Source organism: Actinokineospora sp. UTMC 2448, assembly GCF_024760565.1.
Lineage (GTDB): Bacteria > Actinomycetota > Actinomycetes > Mycobacteriales > Pseudonocardiaceae > Actinokineospora > Actinokineospora fastidiosa.
In genome coordinates, this window is record NZ_CP031087.1 from 1243277 (window position 1) to 1261841 (window position 18565).

The 18565-nt window shown below is 73.7% G+C and carries 11 protein-coding genes; 5 read left to right on the forward strand and 6 right to left on the reverse strand.

Annotated elements, in window-relative coordinates; translation table 11 throughout:
- Positions 1–11: 11 nt before the first annotated feature.
- Positions 12–938: a helix-turn-helix transcriptional regulator gene (locus tag Actkin_RS05925; protein ID WP_258906279.1), complete on the forward strand. Its 927-nt coding sequence runs from the start codon at positions 12–14 to the stop codon at positions 936–938.
- 618 nt (positions 939–1556) lie between these two features.
- On the opposite strand, the gene Actkin_RS05930 is transcribed toward Actkin_RS05925, so the two are convergent.
- Together Actkin_RS05930 and Actkin_RS05935 are read right to left on the reverse strand one after the other, a co-directional pair.
- A complete protein-coding gene (locus Actkin_RS05930) occupies positions 1557–2999 on the reverse strand; it encodes a S1 family peptidase (RefSeq protein ID WP_309569112.1) in 1443 nt (480 codons plus the stop codon).
- Between the two features lie 110 nt (positions 3000–3109).
- Positions 3110–4096 carry a LysR family transcriptional regulator gene (locus tag Actkin_RS05935; RefSeq protein ID WP_189212280.1) on the reverse strand — a complete coding sequence of 329 codons (987 nt, stop codon included), beginning with the start codon at positions 4094–4096 and terminating at the stop codon, positions 3110–3112.
- A gap of 238 nt (positions 4097–4334) precedes the next feature.
- Here Actkin_RS05935 and Actkin_RS05940 point away from each other — a divergent pair, with 238 nt between their 5' ends.
- Both Actkin_RS05940 and Actkin_RS05945 read left to right on the forward strand, forming a co-directional pair.
- Positions 4335–6827: a hypothetical protein gene (locus tag Actkin_RS05940; RefSeq protein ID WP_258906280.1), complete on the forward strand. Its 2493-nt coding sequence runs from the start codon at positions 4335–4337 to the stop codon at positions 6825–6827.
- Between the two features lie 85 nt (positions 6828–6912).
- Positions 6913–7380 (forward strand): helix-turn-helix domain-containing protein, encoded by a 468-nt coding sequence (locus Actkin_RS05945; protein ID WP_189212277.1) that lies wholly within the window; start codon positions 6913–6915, stop codon positions 7378–7380.
- On the opposite strand, the gene Actkin_RS05950 is transcribed toward Actkin_RS05945, so the two are convergent.
- A complete protein-coding gene (locus Actkin_RS05950) occupies positions 7355–8536 on the reverse strand; it encodes a class I SAM-dependent methyltransferase (protein WP_258906281.1) in 1182 nt (393 codons plus the stop codon). The two genes, Actkin_RS05945 and Actkin_RS05950, sit on opposite strands and share 26 nt — an antisense overlap.
- A gap of 16 nt (positions 8537–8552) precedes the next feature.
- Positions 8553–12026: a tetratricopeptide repeat protein gene (locus Actkin_RS32570; RefSeq protein ID WP_189212275.1), complete on the reverse strand. Its 3474-nt coding sequence runs from the start codon at positions 12024–12026 to the stop codon at positions 8553–8555.
- A 239-nt stretch (positions 12027–12265) separates the two neighbouring features.
- Here Actkin_RS32570 and Actkin_RS05975 point away from each other — a divergent pair, with 239 nt between their 5' ends.
- Both Actkin_RS05975 and Actkin_RS05980 read left to right on the forward strand, forming a co-directional pair.
- Positions 12266–14416, forward strand: a complete 2151-nt coding sequence (locus Actkin_RS05975; RefSeq protein WP_258906282.1) for a phospholipase A2 family protein — start codon at positions 12266–12268, stop codon at positions 14414–14416.
- Positions 14417–16372 (forward strand): LCP family protein, encoded by a 1956-nt coding sequence (locus tag Actkin_RS05980; RefSeq protein WP_258906284.1) that lies wholly within the window; start codon positions 14417–14419, stop codon positions 16370–16372.
- A 67-nt stretch (positions 16373–16439) separates the two neighbouring features.
- Here Actkin_RS05980 and Actkin_RS05985 read toward each other — a convergent pair whose 3' ends face one another.
- Together Actkin_RS05985 and Actkin_RS05990 are read right to left on the reverse strand one after the other, a co-directional pair.
- On the reverse strand, positions 16440–17744 hold the full coding sequence (locus Actkin_RS05985; RefSeq protein ID WP_189212272.1) for a M28 family peptidase: 1305 nt from the start codon (positions 17742–17744) through the stop codon (positions 16440–16442).
- A 126-nt stretch (positions 17745–17870) separates the two neighbouring features.
- Entirely contained in the window at positions 17871–18524 is a 654-nt protein-coding gene (locus tag Actkin_RS05990; RefSeq protein WP_258906285.1) for a DUF998 domain-containing protein, read from the reverse strand.
- Positions 18525–18565: the final 41 nt, after the last annotated feature.

The following is an 18565-nucleotide window of genomic DNA, read 5'->3' on the forward strand; positions in this document are numbered from 1 at the left end:
TTGGAGAACCGATGCGCGCCGACCGTCTCGTCGCCGCCCTGCTGCTCATGCAGGCCCGCGGCCGCGTCACCGCCGCCGAGCTGGCCGAGGAGCTGGAGGTGTCCGTCGCCACGGCTCGGCGTGATCTGGAGGCGTTGTCGGCGGCGGGCGTCCCGGTGTACCCGCAGCCGGGCCGGGGCGGCGGCTGGTCGCTGGTCGGCGGGGCGCGCACGGACCTCACGGGGCTGTCGGCGACCGAGGCGCAGGCGCTGTTCCTGCTCGTCGGCCCGGCCGCCGCGGTCTCTCCGGAGGCGAAGGCCGCCCTGCGCAAGCTGGTCCGGGCCCTGCCCACCCCGTTCCGCGCCGACGCCGAGGCCGCCGCCACCGCGACCATGACCGACCCGACCCGCTGGGGAGACCGGCCGAGGGACCGCCCGGAGCTGGTCGACCTGCTCCAGGCGGCCGTGGTCCGCCGCAGGAAGGTCCGGCTGACCTACGTCAACCGGGCGCGCGAGGAGACGGTTCGCCTGGTGGACCCGTGGGGCTTGGTGGACAAGGACGAGGTCTGGTACCTCATCGCCGGCACACCGCGCGGCAGACGCACATTCCGCTTGGACCGCGTCGTCGCCGCCGAGCCCACCGACGAGCCCGCGAACCGCCCCGCCGACTTCGACCTGACGGAGGCGTGGGACCAGGTGGTGGGCGAGGTGGAGGACCGCCGCTCCCGGACATGGGCGACCCTGCGGATCGAGGCCCGGTACATCCCCATCCTCCGCGACCACTTCGGACGCCACTGCCACGTCGACGGCGACCTCGTCCGGGTCGGCGCCCCAACCCCACTCGACATCGCCCGCCAGTTGGCGGGGTGGGGCGGGCTGGTGGAGGTGGTGGACCCACCGTCGGTCCAGACGGAACTGGCGCGGATCGGTGGAGAGTTGGTGGCCCGGTATCGGACGTGAGGGCGCCCGGCTGGTGTGCGGGGGCTGGTGCTGAACCGCTGTCGGTTCGGGTGCGAGTTGACTCGGCGCTGAGCGTGGGCGGCTGGCTGAATGCGGGGCGGGGGCACCGATGGTGTGTTAGGCCGCTGTCGGTCCGGATGGGACTTGGCGCGGTGCTGAGCGTGGATTGGCTGGTTGTTGCGGGGTGGTGTGCGCTGGTGGGTGTGTTGGGTCGCTGTCGGTTCGGGCGGGGGTTGGCGCGGTGTTGGGCGTGGGTGGGCTGGTTGTGCGGGGCGGGGTGCGTCGGTGGGTGGTGGGTCGCTGTCGGTTCGGGCGGGAGTTGGCGCGGTGTTGGGCGTGGGTGGGCTGGTTGTGCGGGGCGGGGTGCGTCAGTGGGTGTTGGGTCGCCGTTGGTCCGGTGCGAGTTGGTTCGGTGCGGGGTGTGGGTTGGAGGGCTGGTGGGGTTGGGCCGCTGTCGGTCCGGGCGGGACTGGGTTCGGTGTCGGGAGTGCGTTCGCTGGCCGGTGTGCGGGGTGAGGAGCGGGTGGGAGCCGCTGGGTTCACCGTGCGGGCAGTCGCTGTCGGTGTGATCAAGCGAGCGAGGGCGCCCGCGTGGGGTGCGGGCGCCCTCGTCTCACCTCACGGGCGGCCTGTGGCCAGGGAGTAGCTGCCGGAGCCGCTGTACGCGTGGACGATCCAGCGGTAGTAGCCCGCTGTTCCGGTGTACGTGACCCGTTCCGATGCCGCCGGAGTGGTGCCGCTTGCGACCGTCTGCCAGGTCGAGCCGTTCCACTTCTGCAGGTACAGGTCGAAGTCGGTGCCGGAGGGGCCGGTCAGGCAGCCGAGGTGGCCGCCGGAGGACGACGAGTAGTAGTAGCTGCCGTTGGGCTGGGCCTGCTGGCCGCCGCTGGACAGCGAGCCGGTGTAGGTGGCGCTCGCGCCGTCGCAGTCCGCCGGGTCGGGCGGGTTCCCGCCGCCGCCGGAGGTGAGGAGGGTGCGGCCGTAGGTCTGCAGGATCTCGTTCACCGGCTGGAAGTACGTCGTCCCGCCGGTGCGGCAGTTGCCGGAGCCGCCGGAGGTGACGCCCTGGGCCTGGTTGCCCGAGATCGCCGAGCCGCCGGAGTCGCCAGGCTCGGCGCACACCGTCGTGCGGATCAGCCCGTACACCGATCCCTCGGGGTAGTTGACGGTCGAGTTGCGGGCCTGGATGGTGCCGCAGTGCCACCCCGTGGTCGAGCCGGAGCGGCAGATCGACGAGCCGACCGGGGCGTCCTGGGAGCCCGCGACGGCCACGCGGCCGCCGTTGTAGTTGTTGACCGCGGCGATCATCGTGTTGCCCGAGGACACCGCCACGTAGGCCATGTCGTCGCCCGGGAAGCTGGACCCGGAGAACGTGCCGCTGGGCTGGCTGGTCGTCGCTCCCCGCCGTCCACAGTGGCCCGCGGTGATGAAGCCGCCGTTGACCGAGAAGCCGATCGAGCAGCGGGTCCCGCTGCCGATGTAGTACGCGTTGCCGCCGACCACGTCGATCAGCGGGCGCGGGGCCTCCGTGGACGCCTGGACGCGCACGGCCTGCATCGGGACGCCGCTGGCCCTGGCGAACCGGTGGGCGTCGGCCAGCGCGTTCGGGCGGACGGAGACGACGATGGAGTTGGTGGTGACGTCGACGTGCCAGCCGATCACCGACGCCGGGACGGCGGCGCGGTTGGCGTCGAGCCTGGCCTTCAGCTTGTCCAGCGTGGCCTCGCTGCGGGTGACCATCCGGACCTCGGCGCCAGCGGCGCGTGCCGTCCGCGCCGATGCCGGGTCGGTGGCGCCGACGACGAGGGAGCCGGTGGCGGCGTCGTACCAGCTGCCGCCGAAGCGGTGGCCGAGACGCTTGCGGATCGTGCGGTCGGCCCGCGAGGCGGTGGCCTCGTCGGCGAGCCGGACGGTGGCCTCGGCCGAGGTCAGGCCGAGGTCGCGCTGGAGCGCGGTGTGCATGGTGTCGACAGGGGCTGCGGATACGGTGGGCGCTAAGGCCACGAACGTGCCCGCCGCCATGATGGCGGCGCCGAGCACGGCTGTGACTTTCCTGGCCATGCCGTTTCTCCTCTGAACGCAGGGCGAGTGCAAACGGATGGCTGCCACCCGGGTAGGCAGGTGCAGGAGACGGTAATCGGGAGAAATCGGTCAGTGGTAATAGCACTTGGTCATAGCGCCGCGCGGTCTCCCTCGACCCCGTACATGGGGTAGCGCTCCAGGAACCGGGAGTACCTCGGCCTGCGCGCGATCACGTCCTGGTATGCCGCGCCCGCGAGTTTGACCAGCTGGTCGGCGAAGGACGCGGTGGCGCTGTCGGGATGCCAGCCGACCAGGTTGCGCCAGCGCAGCGGGTTGCCCGCGATCGGCACGGGCACGACGCCGGGCATCTCCCGGAACATCGGCTGGCACAGCACGACGGCGTCCCCGGCCTCGACCATGTCGATGCAGGTCACCACGTCGGTCTCGTACAGGGTCCTCGGTGTGAAGCCCGCCCGCGCGCAGGCCGCGGCGAAGCATTCGGCGAAGCAGCCGTCGCCGGGCGTCGCGCCCCACTGCTCGCCCGCGAGCGCGGACAGCTCGACCTCGGCCTTGCCCGCCTCCGGGTGGTCGGTGGACAGCAGCACGAACACCGGGTCGGTGGCCAGGGTCCGCCAGATCAGCCCCGGCTGGGCGGGCGGCGGGGCGTCGCCGCACACGCCGACCAGGGCGTAGTCGACGCGGCCGTCGGCGAGCATGCCCGCCAGCTCCTCCGACGACCACGACACGTGCGTGGTCACCTCCAGCTCCGGGTGCACGGCGTTGAGCTGGTGCACCAGCCCGCCGAGCACCGGGCCGGTGGCCGAGCCCAGCCGCAGCCGGGCCGGGGTGTCGCCGGGCAGCGCGGCGTTGTTGGCGAAGCGGGCGGCCTCCTCGCGCAGGCCGGACACCGCGGGCAGCAGCAGCTTGGCCCTGGCCAGCACCAGTTCGCCCAGCGGGGTGGGCCGCGCGCCGCGACGGTCGCGTTCGAACAGCGGGCCGCCGAGCGCGCGCTCGATCCGGTGGAGCTGGGCGGTCAGCGCGGGTTGGGCGAGCCCCAGCGTCGACGCGGCCTTGGTGATGCTGCCTGCCTCGGCCACGGCGCAGATGATTTTGAAGTGGCGCAGCTCCAACTCCATGGTGCAACGCTAAGCCGGTTCTCCCAGCACGCCAAGTCCCAGCGCCGCCCGTGATCAGGTTGAGGCTTCACGCAGCAGATGACTGTTGCTGAGCGAAAATGGTGATTAATGTGCACCTTTGAACAAGGAGGTGGCGGTGTACTACGCCCTGCGGTTCCAGGTGCTGCCCGGTCCGGACGTCGCCGACACGGCGGCGCGGGTGGCGGATTTCTGCGGTGACCACGGGATCGGCGAGGTCGTGCTGATCACCGGCGGCGAAGAGGTCTGGACCGCGCAGGCCGACGAGGACGTCTGGTTCGACACCGTCGCCACCGCGGCCCCGGTGCTGCGCGCCGCCGGACTCCAGGTCAGCCTCAACCCCTGGGTGACCGTCGGGCACGCCGACCGAGGCCGGGTGTCGCGGCTCGGGTTCGCGCCGATGGTGTCCCCGTACGGGGAGGTGGCGACGGCGCAGGCGTCGTTCGCGTGCCCGCGCTGGCGGGCGTGGTTGGCCGCGCACTACGGCCGCTTCGCCGGGCTCGGCCTGCGCGTCCTCTGGCTGGAAGACGACTTCCGCTACCACAACCACGCGCCGCTGACCTGGGGTGGCGGCTTCGAGCCGGAGATGCTGGCGCGGTTCGCCGAACTGGCCGGGGAGCCGGTGACGCGCGCTGAGCTGGTCGCCGCGATCACCGGCCCGCCGCACCCGTGGCGGGCGCTGCTGGCACGCACGTGGTTCGAGGCCCAGCTGGAGGCCGTCGAGGCGGTCCGGGCGGCGGTCGCGGGGCGGGCCGCGCTCGGCCTGATGAGTTCGACGCTCGGGGTGGCGTCGGTGGAGGGGCGGGAGTGGCGGCGGCTGCTCGCGGCGCTGGGGCCGGGGGCGGTCCACCGTCCGCACTATGCGCCGTACACCGACGCGGTCGGCAGTGAGCTGGCGTGGTCGGTGGCGATGTTGGAGTTGCAGCGTCCGCTGCGGCCCGCGGGGGTGGAGGTCGCGCCGGAGGTGGAGAACTACCCGTTCACGTCGTGGGCGAAGTCGGACACGCAGACGTGGTCGGAGATGGTGGCGTGCGCGCTGTCCGGGGCGGACGGGCTGCTGCTGGACGTCGTCCCGTTCACCGCGGGCTCGCCTGACCGCTTCCCCGCCGTCGGCGCGATGCTGAGCGCTTCGCGGCCAGCACTGGACTTCGCGTCGTCCACTGTGGAGACACTGGGCGTCGGGATCCCGTGGTACGACGACACGGCGCTGCACGTCCACGGCACGGGCGACCTGGACTCCCTCGCCGTCGACCCGACCCGCGCGGCCAGGTATCTGCTGGGGTACGGCGTCCCGATCCGGGCGGGTTACGCGCCGCTCACCGCCGTCTTCGGCCAACTCGCCCGGGCGATCCCCGACGCCGACCTGCCCCGCCTCCTCGCGGGCGGCCTCCTCCTCGACGGTGTGGCCGCGTCGATCCTGACCGAGCGGGGCGCGGATCTCGGGGTCGTGGTGCACGAGATCGCAGACCGGGAGTCGGCGCTGTACGCGGTCGAGGATGGCGAGTCGGTGAACCAACAGCCCGCGCTGGCCCGCCTGACCGTTGGCCCTGGCGGTCGGGCGTTGACCACAATCCGCACACCGGACGGGTCGTACTGGGGCGATGGGATGGTGGTGACGACCACCGGCCATGGCGGCCGGGCGATCGTCCTGGCCGCGACGTCCCCCGAGGACCTGCCGCGCTCCGACGAACGCCAGGCCCGCCTGCACGCCGCGATCGCCGCGTTGGTCCCGGATATCCCGTTGGTGACAGGGGGTCCGCACCTGATCCCGCACGCAGCCTTGGTCAACGGCCGCCTCCGCGTCGCCGTCGCCAACGGCTCGGCTGATCCGGCGCACGCCAGGGTGAGTGTGGGTGGTGATGCGGCGGTTGCCGAGGTCGGCGGTGATGGGACCGTTGGTTCGGCTGAGTCAGCGAGTGCGCGGGTGAGCGTTGCTGTGGACCGTGGTTCGGCTGGACCTGGGGGCAGGGTCGCCGTGGCCGATGGCTGGGCTGGATCGGCGAGTGCTGCTGGCGATGGCACGGTCGGTCCCGCGGGCACCGGGGACGCTGAAGCCGACGATCCGGTCGGCGGTGCTGGCGCTGATGGGTCGGCTGGCGCCGGGGGCGGTTTTGGGGCTGAACGTTCGGCAGGTGGGCGGGTTGCCGGTGCAGGGGATGGTGTTCCGGCGGGTGCCGGGGTCGGCAGCGCTGCGGCCGGTCCGGGCGAGCCGGTTGGCAGTATCGGGGGCGACGGCTCGGCGGACTCGATGGGTGCACCGGCGGATGGCTCGGTCGGGCCTGCGGGTGGCCTGATTGCTGACGATTCGGCAGGTTCGGTGGGTGGCCGGGTTGGTCGCGAGTCGGGGGTAGGTGGGGTTGCCGGTGGTTCGCCCGGTTCAGTGAGTCCCTGGGGTAGTGGTGGGTTGGCGGGTGCGGTTGCCGGTGGTTCGCCGGGTTCTGCGGATGCCTGGGGTAGTGGTGGGTCGGCGGGGTCGGTCGCCGATGGCTCGGCCGGTTCGGTGGGCGTCTGGGGTGTTGGTGGGTCGGCAGCTGTTTCGGTTGCTGATGGATCCGCCGGTTCCGCGGCTACTCCCGAAAGCGGCGGGTTGGCTGGGGCGGAGGGCGGTGGGGCTGGGGCGCCTGTGCGTGCGACCTTGCTCGTCCCCCTGGCTGAGCCGGCGCCAGCCGTTGGGCCGATTCCGCACCGGGGGTGGGTTGTGTGGGAATGGTGATCACTCGTTTGGACTAATTTCGGCGGGTTCGCGTAATGGCGGGCGTCTTCGTCCCTTTCGTTCATGTCCGGCGGAAGGAGCAGGCGTGCGCATCGAGGCGGCCGTCTACCAGCGGGTCCTTGGGGACGAGTTGCGCAAGGCGCGCAAACAGCGGGGGTGGACGCGGAAGGAGTTGACCAGCAGGCTGCAGACCGGCATCTCCCTGCAGACGCTGGCCACCTACGAGCTCGGCACCCGCCAGTGCACCATCGTGCGGTTCGTGGAGTTGTGTCTGGCGCTGGAGGAGATGCCGCACGAGCTGATGTCGCGGGTGCACGACCGGGTGTTCGCGGGCACGACCATGGGGCGGGTCCGGGTCGACCTGCGGCGGGTTGTCCGGGATGACCGGCCCGAGTTGTCGCCGCTGCGGCGGTGGGCCGCGGGCAGGCTGGCCTGCCACGTCGGGCCGGAGCCGCCGATCGTGCAGCTCGACCCCGCCGCGCTCGAACGGTTGGCGGAGTTGTGCCGGGTGGAGACCGTCGAGCTGGTCAGGAAGCTCGGCGACGTGCGGTGATCAGCCAGGCGGCGGAGCCGTACCGGACGCCGTCCTCGGTGCGGTGGGCCTCGACGCTCTCCCGCAGGGCGGCGAACGCGCGGGCCTTGGCGTCGTCGTCCAGGCCGTCGGCGATGTCGCCGTAGTGGTCGGCGATGAAGTCGTAGGCGTCGTCGTCGCCGAAGTCCATCGGTTCGCTGAGGGCCGACATCTCCACATCGACGAACCCGGCCGCGCCCAGGATGTGGTGGACGCGCTCGGGCCTGCTGAGCGCGAAGGGGCTGGGCGCGTCGTCCGGCGGCACCGGCAGGGCGCGCCCGCCCGCCAGCGCGGCCCGGAAGGCGGTGAGGAACTCGTTGCGCTCCAACGGCTGCCAGGTGATCAGCGCGAGCCTGCCACCATCCTTGAGCGCGGACGCGATGTTGGCGAACGCCGCGACCGGGTCGCCGAAGAACATCGTCCCGTGCCTGCTGATCGCGACGTCGAAGCGCCGCTCGGGGAACGGGTGGATCTGGGCGTCGGCGCGGACGAACTCGACGTCGTCGCCGCCAGCGCGGCGGGCCATGGCCAGCATCGGCTCGGACAGGTCGACGCCGAGCGCGCTCGCGCCGCGACGGGCGGCCTCCCTGGTCGTCTGCCCGCCGCCGCAGCCGATGTCGAGCACGTGGTCGGTCGGCGTGATCGCGGCCGCGGCCATCAGGTGGTCGAGGTAGCGCGCGACGCACCGCTCGAACCGGGCGAGGTTGTCGGCCCAGAACGCGCCCCTCGGGCCGTTCCAGGCTTCCAGCTGCGCGGTGTTGCCCTGATCGACGTTCATCGTTCTCCCCCAAGCCAGGTGGACCAGTCGAGGGCGTCGGCCAGCAGGCCGTCGCCCGCGCGCTGCGCCGCCACGAGCCGGGCAGGCGGTCCGCGACGCGCAGCGGTCCCCCTGCCCCGCGTTGAGGACCAGCACCCGCACGTCGAGGTCGGCCAGCGCCTCGACATCCTCCACAACCGCCGCGGACAAGTCGAGCCGAATAAGCGCGGGTAGCGCGGCGAGGTCCGCCGCCAGCACGGGAAGCCCGGAGACGGTGAGCTCCCGCACCAGAACGCGCCGGAGGAGCTGATGCCCCAGCGCGCCCTCGCCGCGCACGGGGGCCACCAACTCGGCGATGAGCGCGTCTCGCTCCTCGGTCACACCGCCGGGGTCCGCCTCACACGTCCCGGGCGAAGGCCGCCAGGAGGGCCCGGACGTGGGCCTCCTCCGGCACCGACAGCTCGGCGAAGATCTTCAGCGCGGCCCGCCAGTCGTCCACCGCGCCGGGGATGTCGCCGGACACCTGCCGCACCAGGGCGCGCACGTGGCGGGCCCGGCCGCGGGCAAGGCGCTGGCCCGCGCGCTCGGACACGGTCAGGCTCTGCTCGGCGAAGTCGGCCGCCGTGCTCGTCTCGCCCGCGTCCAGGAAGGCGTGCGCCAGCTCGGTCAGGGCGCGGCCCTCCAGCAGCCGCATCCCGGTGTCGCGCATCAGCGCCAGCGCCGCCATCCCGTGCCGGATCGCCGACTCCAGGTCGCCGGTGCGGCGGGCCAGCGCGCACAGGCCGGTCAGCACGGACGCCTCGCCGTAGCCGAAGCGGATCTCCCTGGCCAGCTCCAGCGCGGCCTGGTAGTGCTCGGCAGCGGCCGACCACTCGCCCGTCCGCTGCTGGATGGTCGCCAGCACGTCCAAAGCGGACACCTCGTGCCTGCGCTCGCCCAGCTGCCGGGCCAGCTCCAACGCGCCGCGCACCCCGGCGGCGCTCTCGGTGAACTCCCCGGCGTCCAGGCCCGTCTCGGCGAGGCAGATCAGCATCGCGACCTCGCCGTGCCGGTAGCCGTACCGGCGGCACACCGCCAGCGCCCGCTCGTAGCACTCCGCGGCCCGCCGCAGATCGCCCAGCGCCCAGTACGCCAGCCCGAGCCCCTGCGCCGCCGCGCCCTGCACCTGCCGGTGATCAATGCGAGTCGACAGCTCCAACGCCTCGGTGTGGCGCTCGATCGCCACCTCCGGCTTGCCCAGCGACAGCGCGACCGCGCCCGTGTAGTGCAGCGCGGCGGCCTCGCCCCTGCGGTTGCCGATCGCCCGGTTGATCACCAGGGCTTCCTCGTAGAACGCCTCGGCCTGCGCGGGCTGGCCCAGCTGCGAGTACGCCCGCCCCAGGTTGTGCAGCGCCGTCGCCTCGACCACGCGGTTGCCCGTGCCCCGGCTCAGCTCCAGCGCCCAGCGGTGGTGCTCGACGGCGGCGCTGTAGTCCGACAGGTTGCAGTGCACCAGCCCCAGCAGGTCGTGCACCGACGCCTCGGCGTCGACGTCGCCCGCCGAGCGGGCAGCGCCCAGCGCCGCCGTCGCCGCCATGACCGCGTCCGATCCGCCGCCCCGGTTGACGAAATAGCCGCGCAGCGCCTCGGCGAAGCGCCACGAGTGCGCGGGCAGGCCCACCTCCGGCGCGGCGATGGTCGAGGCGACCAGGTTCGCGCGCTCCTCGTCCAGCCACGCCACCGCGGCCGCCTCCGCGCCGGGCGGGGCCGCCGCGGGCGCGCCGATCTGCCACAGCACCGCGCTGTGCGCGCGGATCGAGTCGATGTAGTGGTCGAACAGCCTGCCCAGGGCGTTGACCCGGTCGGCGGCGGTGTCCTCGTGCTCGGCGCGGTTGCGGGCGTACTCGCGCAGCAGGTCGTGGAAGGCGTAGCGGCCGGGGCCGGACTCGCGGATCAGGTTGCCCTGCACCAGCACCGTCAGCAGCCGGGTCGTCGCGGCCGGGGCCATGCCCGCCAGCGCGGTCGTGGCTGCCAGGTCGACGTCGGCGCCTGGCACTAGGCCCAGCAGCCGGAACAGCCGCCGGGCCGAGGGCAGCAGCTTGTCGTAGGACAGGTCGAAGGCCGCGCGCACCGCCGCGGACTCGTCGCCCGCCACCGCCAGCCCGCTCAGCCGCCCACGCGCGCGCAGCTCCCGGGTGTGGTCGGCGACGCTGTCCCCGGGCCGCACTGCCAGGTTCGCGCCCGCGATCCGCAGCGCCAGCGGCAGGTGGCCGCAGGTGTCGGCCAGTTCGGCCGCGGCCCGCGCCTCCCGGCGCGCCCGGACCGAGCCCAGCAGCCCGCCGAGCAGGTCCACCGACTCCGCCGGGGCCAGCACGTCCAGGTGCACCGACTGCGCGCCGTCGCGGGCGGTCAGCCCGGTGAGCCGGTCGCGGCTGGTCACCACGACGAAGCAGCCCGCGGCGCCGGGCAGCAGCGGGCGCACCTGCTCGGCCGAGGCGGCGTTGTCCAGCAGCACCAGCACCCGCCTGCCCGCCAGCATCGTCCGGTACAGCCCGATGGCCTCGTCGACGTCGACCGGCACCCGCTCCGGCGGCACGCCGAGCGCGTGCAGGAACCGGACCAGCACCTCGTGGGTCGACGGCGGCCTGCGCGCGGCGTACCCGCGCAGGTCGACGCTGAGCTGGCCGTCGGGGAACCGGTCGCGCACCCGGTGGGCCCAGTGCACGGCCAGCGCCGTCTTGCCCACGCCCGCCGCCCCGGAGACCACGGCCACCACGGCGCTGGCCTGCCGGTCCGGGGAGGGCAGCAGCGCGTCGAGCCGGGACAGCGCGGCGGCCCGGCCGACGAACCCCGGCGGGTCCGGCGGGAGCTGCGCGGGCGTGCGCTGCGGGCCGGGCTCGGCGTCGGGGGCGCGCAGCACCCGCAGGTGCGCCGCCCGGATCTCCGCGCCGGGCTCCACGCCGAGCTCGTCGCCGAGGCGGGCGCGGATGTCGGCGAACACGCGCAGCGCGGCGGCCTGCTCCCCGGTGCCAGCCAGGGCCAGGATCAGCCGGGCGTGCAGGCCCTCGTGCAGCGGCTCCTCGTGGGCCAGCGGCTGCAGCCGCTCGACGGCGAGGGCGGGCCGCCCCAGCGCCATCGCCAGGTCGGCGTGGGCGAGGGCGGCCTGTCGCCTGCGCACGGTCAGCCCGACCGCGGTGGGATGGCCGCGCAGCCTGCTGCCCATGTCGACCAGCGCGGGCCCGCGCCAGCAGGCGAGCGCCCGGTCGTAGAGGTCGAGCGCGGCGCCGGGATCGGTGTGCGCGCGGGCCTCGGCGCGGGTCAGCAGGTCCTCGAACACCAGCGCGTCGACCTGCTCCACGCGCGCGCTCAGCTTGTACCCGCCGGGCACCGACGCGATGGCGTTGCGGTTGCGCCTGCTCACCCCGCCCAGCGCCCGCCGCAGCCGGGAGATGTAGGTGTGCACCAGGCCGAGGCAGGTGTCCGGCGGCCGGTCGCCCCACAGCACGTCGATGATCTCGTCCCGGCGGACCGGCTGGTTGGCCCGCACCGCCAGAAGGGCGAGCAGGGACCGCTGTTTGTGCGCGCCCACCTCGACCGGACGGCCGCCCTGTGTCACGCTGAACGCGCCGAGCACCCCCAGCGCCAGCCGGGCGGTGTGCGGCTGTGCGGCGTCGCCTCCGCGCCGGGTCAGCTCCTCCGGGGCCACCCCGACCGCGGCGGCCAGCCTGCGCACCGAGTCCGGACGGGGGTGTCCGACGGACCCGCGCTCGATGTAGCGCAGGGCCCGGACGCTGATGCCGGAGCGCTCGGCCAGCTCCTGCTGGGTCAGCCGGGCCCGCAGCCGGTGCGCGCGCAGGACCTCGCCGAACGACCCGGCGGCCTGCCCGCCCATGGCCTCACCCCTTCTTGCCGCCCGGCCTGCAGGAAAAGTTGCCGGTCAGATCATTCTAGGACATCGAATTCTGCCATCCGCGCAGGTAGCGGGCCCACCGCTAAACGTATGCACGTGCTGTAGCGGGTACAGGTCCGTTGCCAACCGAGCCCCGTAGCCTAGTCACGCGGGCGGCGTCCTGGGGGTGCGCCGCCCGCGTTCGCCCTCCTCCTGCCGGTCCATCCACTAACCTGCCGGTCGTGGGGGGAGCCACGGTGGAGATGGGGGCGTCCGGGCGGCGCGTGTCCCTGCGCCTGCGCATCGGCTGGCTGCTGTTGATCGTGCTGGCCGCGGGCGGTTACGCGGTCGTCGCCTCGCGCGGGCCGCGCCCGCCGGAGCGGGTGCCGCCGAATCGGGTCACCGTCGCCGTCGACGCGTTGCTGGACCCGCGTCCGGACACCGATCCCACCCGCCTGCTGCCGCCGGACTTCGCCGCCGTCACCGGCGTCCGCCACGGCCTCATGCGCGCCCCGGACGGCACGATGCGCGCGGTCAACCTCGCGGGCGGCTGCTCGGCGCCGTGGGGCGACACCGCCACCCGCTGGGACTACTCGGTCGGCTGCATGGCCCACGACCTGGGCTACGACCTGCTGCGCTACGCCGCGGCGACCGGCCTGCCGGTCGACGGCGAGCGCAGGCGCGCCCTGGACGAGCGGCTCTCCCTCGACATGCACGCCCAGTGCCGGATCAACCCGCGCGACTCCGCCGGGCTCTGCCGGATGGTGGCCTCGCTGTTCTCCGTCGGCCTCGTCGTCAACTCCTGGCACCAGAACTGGGGTCCGCCCGCGGCCGAACCCGTCGGGGTGTGGGCCGTCGTGCTGGTGATGGTCGTCGTGCTGCTGGCCGCGCGGCTGCCCGCCTTCCGCAGGGCGCCCCGGCCGCTGCCCCGGCCGCCCCCCTCGGTCGACGACCCCGACCGGGCCGGGTACGTCTCGCTCGTCGGCGTGCTGGCCCTCGGCGCGGTCGTGCTGGCCGAGACCGCGCTGGCCTTCGCCCCGCTCGCCGCCGTGCCCGCCGCCGCGCTGTGGCCGCTGACCTGGGTGCTCCAGCTCGTCCCGCTGTTCTTCTTCGCCTGCGGCCACACCAGCCTGCTGGCCTGGCGCGCGGGTCGCGGCTACGGCGCCTACCTGGCCGGGCGCCTCTGCTGGCTGATCCGCCCCGTGCTCGCCCTGGTCACCGCCTGGCTGGCGGTGCCGCTGTCGTTGGAGCTGTTCGCCGCCCCGCCCGAGGTCGCCACCGCCTTCAGCCGCCTCGTGGTCCAGCCGCTGTGGCTGCTCGGGCTGTCCCTGCTGGTCGTGGCCGTCGCGCCCGTGCTGAGCCTGCTGCACCGGGCGATGGGCGTCGGCGCGGCGGGGCTGTGGCTGGTCGTCATGCTCGCCCTGGAGATCGCCGGTCCGAGCACCTTCGCCGACTACGGTGCGGGGATCGCGCTGGCGCTGCTGTTCGCCCAGCTCGCGCACGCCTACGCGGCGGGCACGCTGCCGCGCGCTGCACTGGGGGTGGCCGGGCCCGCCGCGGTCGGCGTGCTCGTGCTGTCGACGGCGCTGGGCTGGGTGGACCCGCTGCTGATCGCCGAACCCGCTGGCACGGCGAGCTTCGTGCCGTCCGCGGCCGGGGTGCTGCTGCTCGGCGTCGCCCAGGTCGCGGTGGTCGCGCTGCCGCGCAGGCCGCGGCCAGCGCCCGCCGTCGCCCAGGTCGTGGGGATCGTGCGGACCGCGCCGATGACGGTGTACCTGGCCTATCTGTGCCTCGCGCTGCTGGTGACGGGCCTGGTGACCGCGCTGAGCGCGCGGCCTGCCTTCCCCGCGGAGTGGCTGGCCAGGCCGTCGACGCTGCTCGCGCTCGGCCTGGTCGCGGTGCCGGGCCTGGTCGGGTTCCTGCTGTTCGAGTGGCGGACCGCGCCGGAGGACGGCTTCGCCGACGGGCTGTCCCGCTGGGACGGCGTCGCCGCCGTGCTCGGGGTTGCCTACGCCGCGCTGGGGGTACTCGGATTCGCCGCGGGACCGGGGACGGCGGTGCTGGGACTCCCGCTGGACCCCATGGCGGGGATCATCCACCTGCTGCTCGGCTGGTACCTGCTGCACGCGGTCCGGGTGGGAACCAGCGCGCTGCCCGGGCCGTGGCTGCTGGCGGCGCTGGCCTGCGGGCCCGCGCTGCTGGCCAAACCGAGCGTCGCGGGCCTCGTCCTGCACGGCGCGACGGTCGCGCTGGCGGGCGTCGCGGCCGTCGCGTGTGGCGCTCGTCGCAGCGGGCAGGCGGCTGACCGGGGAGAACCCGTGGTGTGTCAGGCTAGCGGGCAACCCGAGGGCGTCCGAGGACGTCTCTATCTGCACGGGTCAGGGAGGGATTGAGTGGAGCACCAGCGGCCGAGGTCTGGCAGTCGCGACGGCGCGCGCCGCTCGGTCCCGCCGCCGGACCGCCACCGCGAGGCGCACCGCCGGGACCTGCCGCCGGAGCGCCGCCGCGACCTCCCTCCCGACCGCGGGGGCGACGCGGCCGACCGGCGCAGGGCCGGGCGCGCCGCCGGGGCTGAGCGGGGGACCGCGTCGGGCCGGGGCCGCAGGCCCGCGGACGAGCGCGGGACGGCCGCCGAGCGCGGCGCCGTCGACCGGCGCCGTGGGGCCGCCGCCGAGCGCGGGGCCGGTGTGGACCGTCGGCGTGACGCTGGCGGGGTCGATCGTCGTAGTGAGCTGGCCGCGGAGCGCGGGGCCGCTGTGGACCGCCGTGCCCCGGACGGGTCGGCGGAACGGCGCCGGGCCGCGGCCGAGCGTCGTCGGGCCGTGCCCGCCGCCGAGGGCGGCGCGTCGCCCTCGCGTCGGCCGCGGCTGGCCGACCTGCGCACCGAGCGCATCGCGCCCAAGCGGCCAGCGCCCCGTCCGGTCGCCGCGCCCCCGCGCAGGCCCGGGCTGATGGCGGGCAAGGCGGCCGCGGGCGCGTTGTCGGCCGTCGTGCTGGCCGCCACCGGCTACTACTGGCAGGTCGCCGACGACTTCTCCGACGGCCTGGCCACCACGGACGTCATCGCCATGGGCCCCACCGAGCGGCCCGCCGACGGCGCCATCGACATCCTCATGGTCGGCATGGACAGCCGCACCGACGCGCAGGGCAACCCGCTGTCGGAGGAGCAGCTGCGCATGCTCAGCGCGGGCGTCGCCGACGGCGAGCAGAACACCGACACGATCATCATGATCCGCATCCCCAACGACGGGAAGCAGGCCTACGGCGTCTCCATCCCCCGCGATTCCTATGTGGACATCCCGGGATACGGAAAGCACAAGGTGAACTCCGCCTACGCCAGGGCGAAGATCCAGTCCAGGAAGGACCAGCAGGCCGAGGGCGTCACCGACGAGCGCGAGCTGGAGCGGGTCGGGCGGCGCGAGGGCGCCAAGAGCCTGATCGCCACCGTCCAGGAGCTGACCGGGGCGACGATCGACCACTACGCCGAGGTCAACCTGCTCGGCTTCTACGACATCACCAACGCCGTCGGCGGCATCGAGGTCTGCCTGAAGGAGCCGGTCAGGGACCGGTACTCCGGGGCGAACTTCCCGGCGGGCGTGCAGACCCTCAAGGGCGTGCAGGCGCTGGCGTTCGTGCGGCAGCGGCACGGCCTGCCCAACGGCGACCTCGACCGCATCGTGCGCCAGCAGACGTTCATGACGGCGATGGCGCGCAAGGTGTTCTCCCAGGACATGATCCTGCCCGGCTCGGAGAAGCTGACCGCGCTGCAGGAGGCCATCAAGAAGTCGGTCGTGCTGGACGAGGGCTGGAACATCATCCAGTTCGCCCAGCAGATGGTGAACTTCACCGGCGGGAACCTGGAGTTCCTGACCATCCCGCACGGCCGCATCGACCTGCCGACCCCGTACGACGGCTCGGCGGTGGAGATCGACCCGCTGCAGGTCCAGGAGTTCGTGGACAGCCTGCTGCGCGGCGGCCCGTCCGCCCCGGGCGAGGAGACCCGCGAGACCAAGCCCACGGTCACGGTGCTGAACGCGACCGGCCGCCGGGGCTTGGCGGGCGAGGTGACCGAGAAGCTGCAGGGCGCCGGCTACCAGACCGGGGAGCCGGGCAACTCGGCCGCGCGCTCGAACACGGTCATCCGCCACGCCACCGGCGAGGAGGCGGGCGCGCGCGGGGTGGCATCGGCCCTGGGCGGGGACTACACCGTGGAGCCGGACGCGAACCTCGGGCCCGGCCAGGTCAAGGTGTTCCTGGGCGCGGACTACGAGTCCGGCGGGCAGTCGCTGGCCGCGGACCCGCTGCTGGCCCTCAACGGGGCCCGGCAGGGCCCGCCCTGCGTGAACTAGGGCGTGAGCTGAAACCGGGAACGCGGGCCGCCCCCCGTCCGGGGCGGCCCGCGTCACGGGGTGCGGATCAGAACTGGAGCGCCCAGCTGTCGATCCGGCCCGTGTCGTAGCGCGCCACGTCGCCGACGCGCAGCTTCCAGGTGCCGTTGGCCGTCTCGCTCGACGCGTCGACGGTGTAGGTGGCGATCACGTTGTCCGCGGAGTCCGAGCTGGAGGAGTTCTTCAGCCGGTACGCCGTGCCGTCCGGGGCCACCAGGTCGACCACGACGTCGCCGCGGTAGGTGTGCAGGATGCTCACCTGGACCGCCAGGTCGGACGGGGCGTTGCCGCTGACGCCGGACACCGTGATCGGGCTCTCGACCGTGGTCAGGTCGGGGATGGCCACGTCGGTGCCGTTCTCGAAGCGCGGGTCGGGGTCGGGGCCGCCGCCGCCCTCGCCCGCCAGCGTCCAGACGGCGTGCGCGATCGCGTCGGTGTTGCGGTCCAGCGCCGCGGTGTTGACGTTGCCGGTCCGGTCGCAGGAGCGGTGGTAGCAGGCGTCGTAGGCCTGGCCGGCCGTGCCGCCCCACTTCTGGGCCTGGGCGCTGGTCTTGGTGCCCTCGGCGCCGGTGAAGGTGCCGCCGACGGGGATGCCCGCGCGGGCGAAGGCGGCGTGGTCGGAGCGGCCGCCGACGCTGGTCAGCTCGGTCGGCACGTTGATCGAGCGGAAGTAGCCCTCAAGCACCTGCTGCAGCTCCAGCGAGCCCGCGGGCTGGCCCGAGGCGCTGTAGACGAAGTAGCCGGGGTTCGGCGAGCCGATCATGTCGAAGTTGAGGTAGGCGTCAATCTTCGCCTTCTCGGTGGACGGCAGGCTGTTGACGTAGTTCGTCGAGCCGATCAGGCCGAGCTCCTCCGCGCCCCACCAGCCGAACCGGATGTGCTTCTCCGGGGCGAGGTCGGCTGCGGAGATCGCCAGCGCGACCTCCAGCAGGCCCGCGGACCCGGTGCCGTTGTCGTTGATGCCGGGCCCGGCGGTCACCGAGTCGAGGTGCGCCCCGGCCATGATGATCGCGTCCGGGTTCCCGCCCGGCCAGTCGGCGATGAGGTTGTAGCCGGTGGCGCCGTTGTAGGTGAACGACTTGACCGATGTCGTCCAGCCCGCGGCGTCGAGCTTGCCTTTGACGTAGTTGACCGAGGCCTGGTACCCGGGCCTGCCGTGCGCCCGGTTGCCGCCGTTGTTGGTCGCGATCGTCTGGAACTGGTCGAGGTGGGCCTGGACGTTGGCGACCGGGATGTTGGGCGCCGTCTGCGCGGCGGTGGCCAGCGGCGCCACGAGAAGCGCGCCGGTCAGCGCCACCCCGACCGCGATGGGCACGAGGGGATAACGGGACATGGTTGCTGCCTCCAGCAGGGTAAAGGGGGACAACCCGCTGGATGGTCGCGTACGGCTTGTTCACTCAGTAGGGGCCGACTGTGGGGTGAAATTGCCATATATGCATACCGTGAACGGACATTCCCGTCACGCGGCGAGCACGAGCGCGGGCCGCCGCACGGGCGCGGGCTGCCGGGCCCGGAGGAGTTGGGCGAGGATCGCCAGCTGGAGGACGAACATCATGCGCTGGAACAGGCCGCGCATGTCCTGGATCTCCGTGGGGACCAGACCGAAGTGGCTGACCAGGAACACCAGCAACAGGACCGCGGTGGCCGTCGCGCTGTGGAGGAGCCAGCGGCGGGTCGTCGAGCGGCGCAGGCGGGCCGCGACCAGCACGGCGGCGATGGGAACGCAGAAGAACGCCACCCCGGCGGCATAGCGGTGGATCTCCGCGGAGACCGTCAGCGGGCCGCTCCTGTTCGTCGGGAACACCGCGACCAGAAGGCAGGACAGGGCCGCCAGGCCGAGGGCGGCCCGCAGCAGCCGGTCGGTCCTCGGGACGGTGAGCAGCAGGCCCACGGCGGCCATGGCCATCGCCAGCACGCTCACCCCGAACATCCAGCCGTACCCGTCGACGAAGACGAGCGCGGACAGCGTCGAGTCGACGGGATTGATCTGTCCACTCCCGACGACGTGCACCCCCACCATGAACACCGCCGACAGCGCCAGGCCGACGAATCCCAGTGCCAAGCCCCGTGCGCGCACGCTCTCCGGCGCCGCGATCTCCCCATGAATGCTCACACGACAACGGTCGCCGAAACCGGCGCGCGGTCACATCCGGA

Bases quoted from the DNA above. Each gene is read 5' to 3' on its own strand.
- Actkin_RS05925 (WP_258906279.1), top strand. From the start codon at position 12: ATGCGCGCCGACCGTCTCGTCGCCGCCCTGCTGCTCATGCAGGCCCGC.
- Actkin_RS32570 (WP_189212275.1), bottom strand. From the start codon at position 12,026: ATGGGCGGGCAGGCCGCCGGGTCGTTCGGCGAGGTCCTGCGCGCGCAC.
- Actkin_RS05930 (WP_309569112.1), bottom strand. From the start codon at position 2,999: ATGGCCAGGAAAGTCACAGCCGTGCTCGGCGCCGCCATCATGGCGGCG.
- Actkin_RS05985 (WP_189212272.1), bottom strand. From the start codon at position 17,744: ATGTCCCGTTATCCCCTCGTGCCCATCGCGGTCGGGGTGGCGCTGACC.
- Actkin_RS05935 (WP_189212280.1), bottom strand. From the start codon at position 4,096: ATGGAGTTGGAGCTGCGCCACTTCAAAATCATCTGCGCCGTGGCCGAG.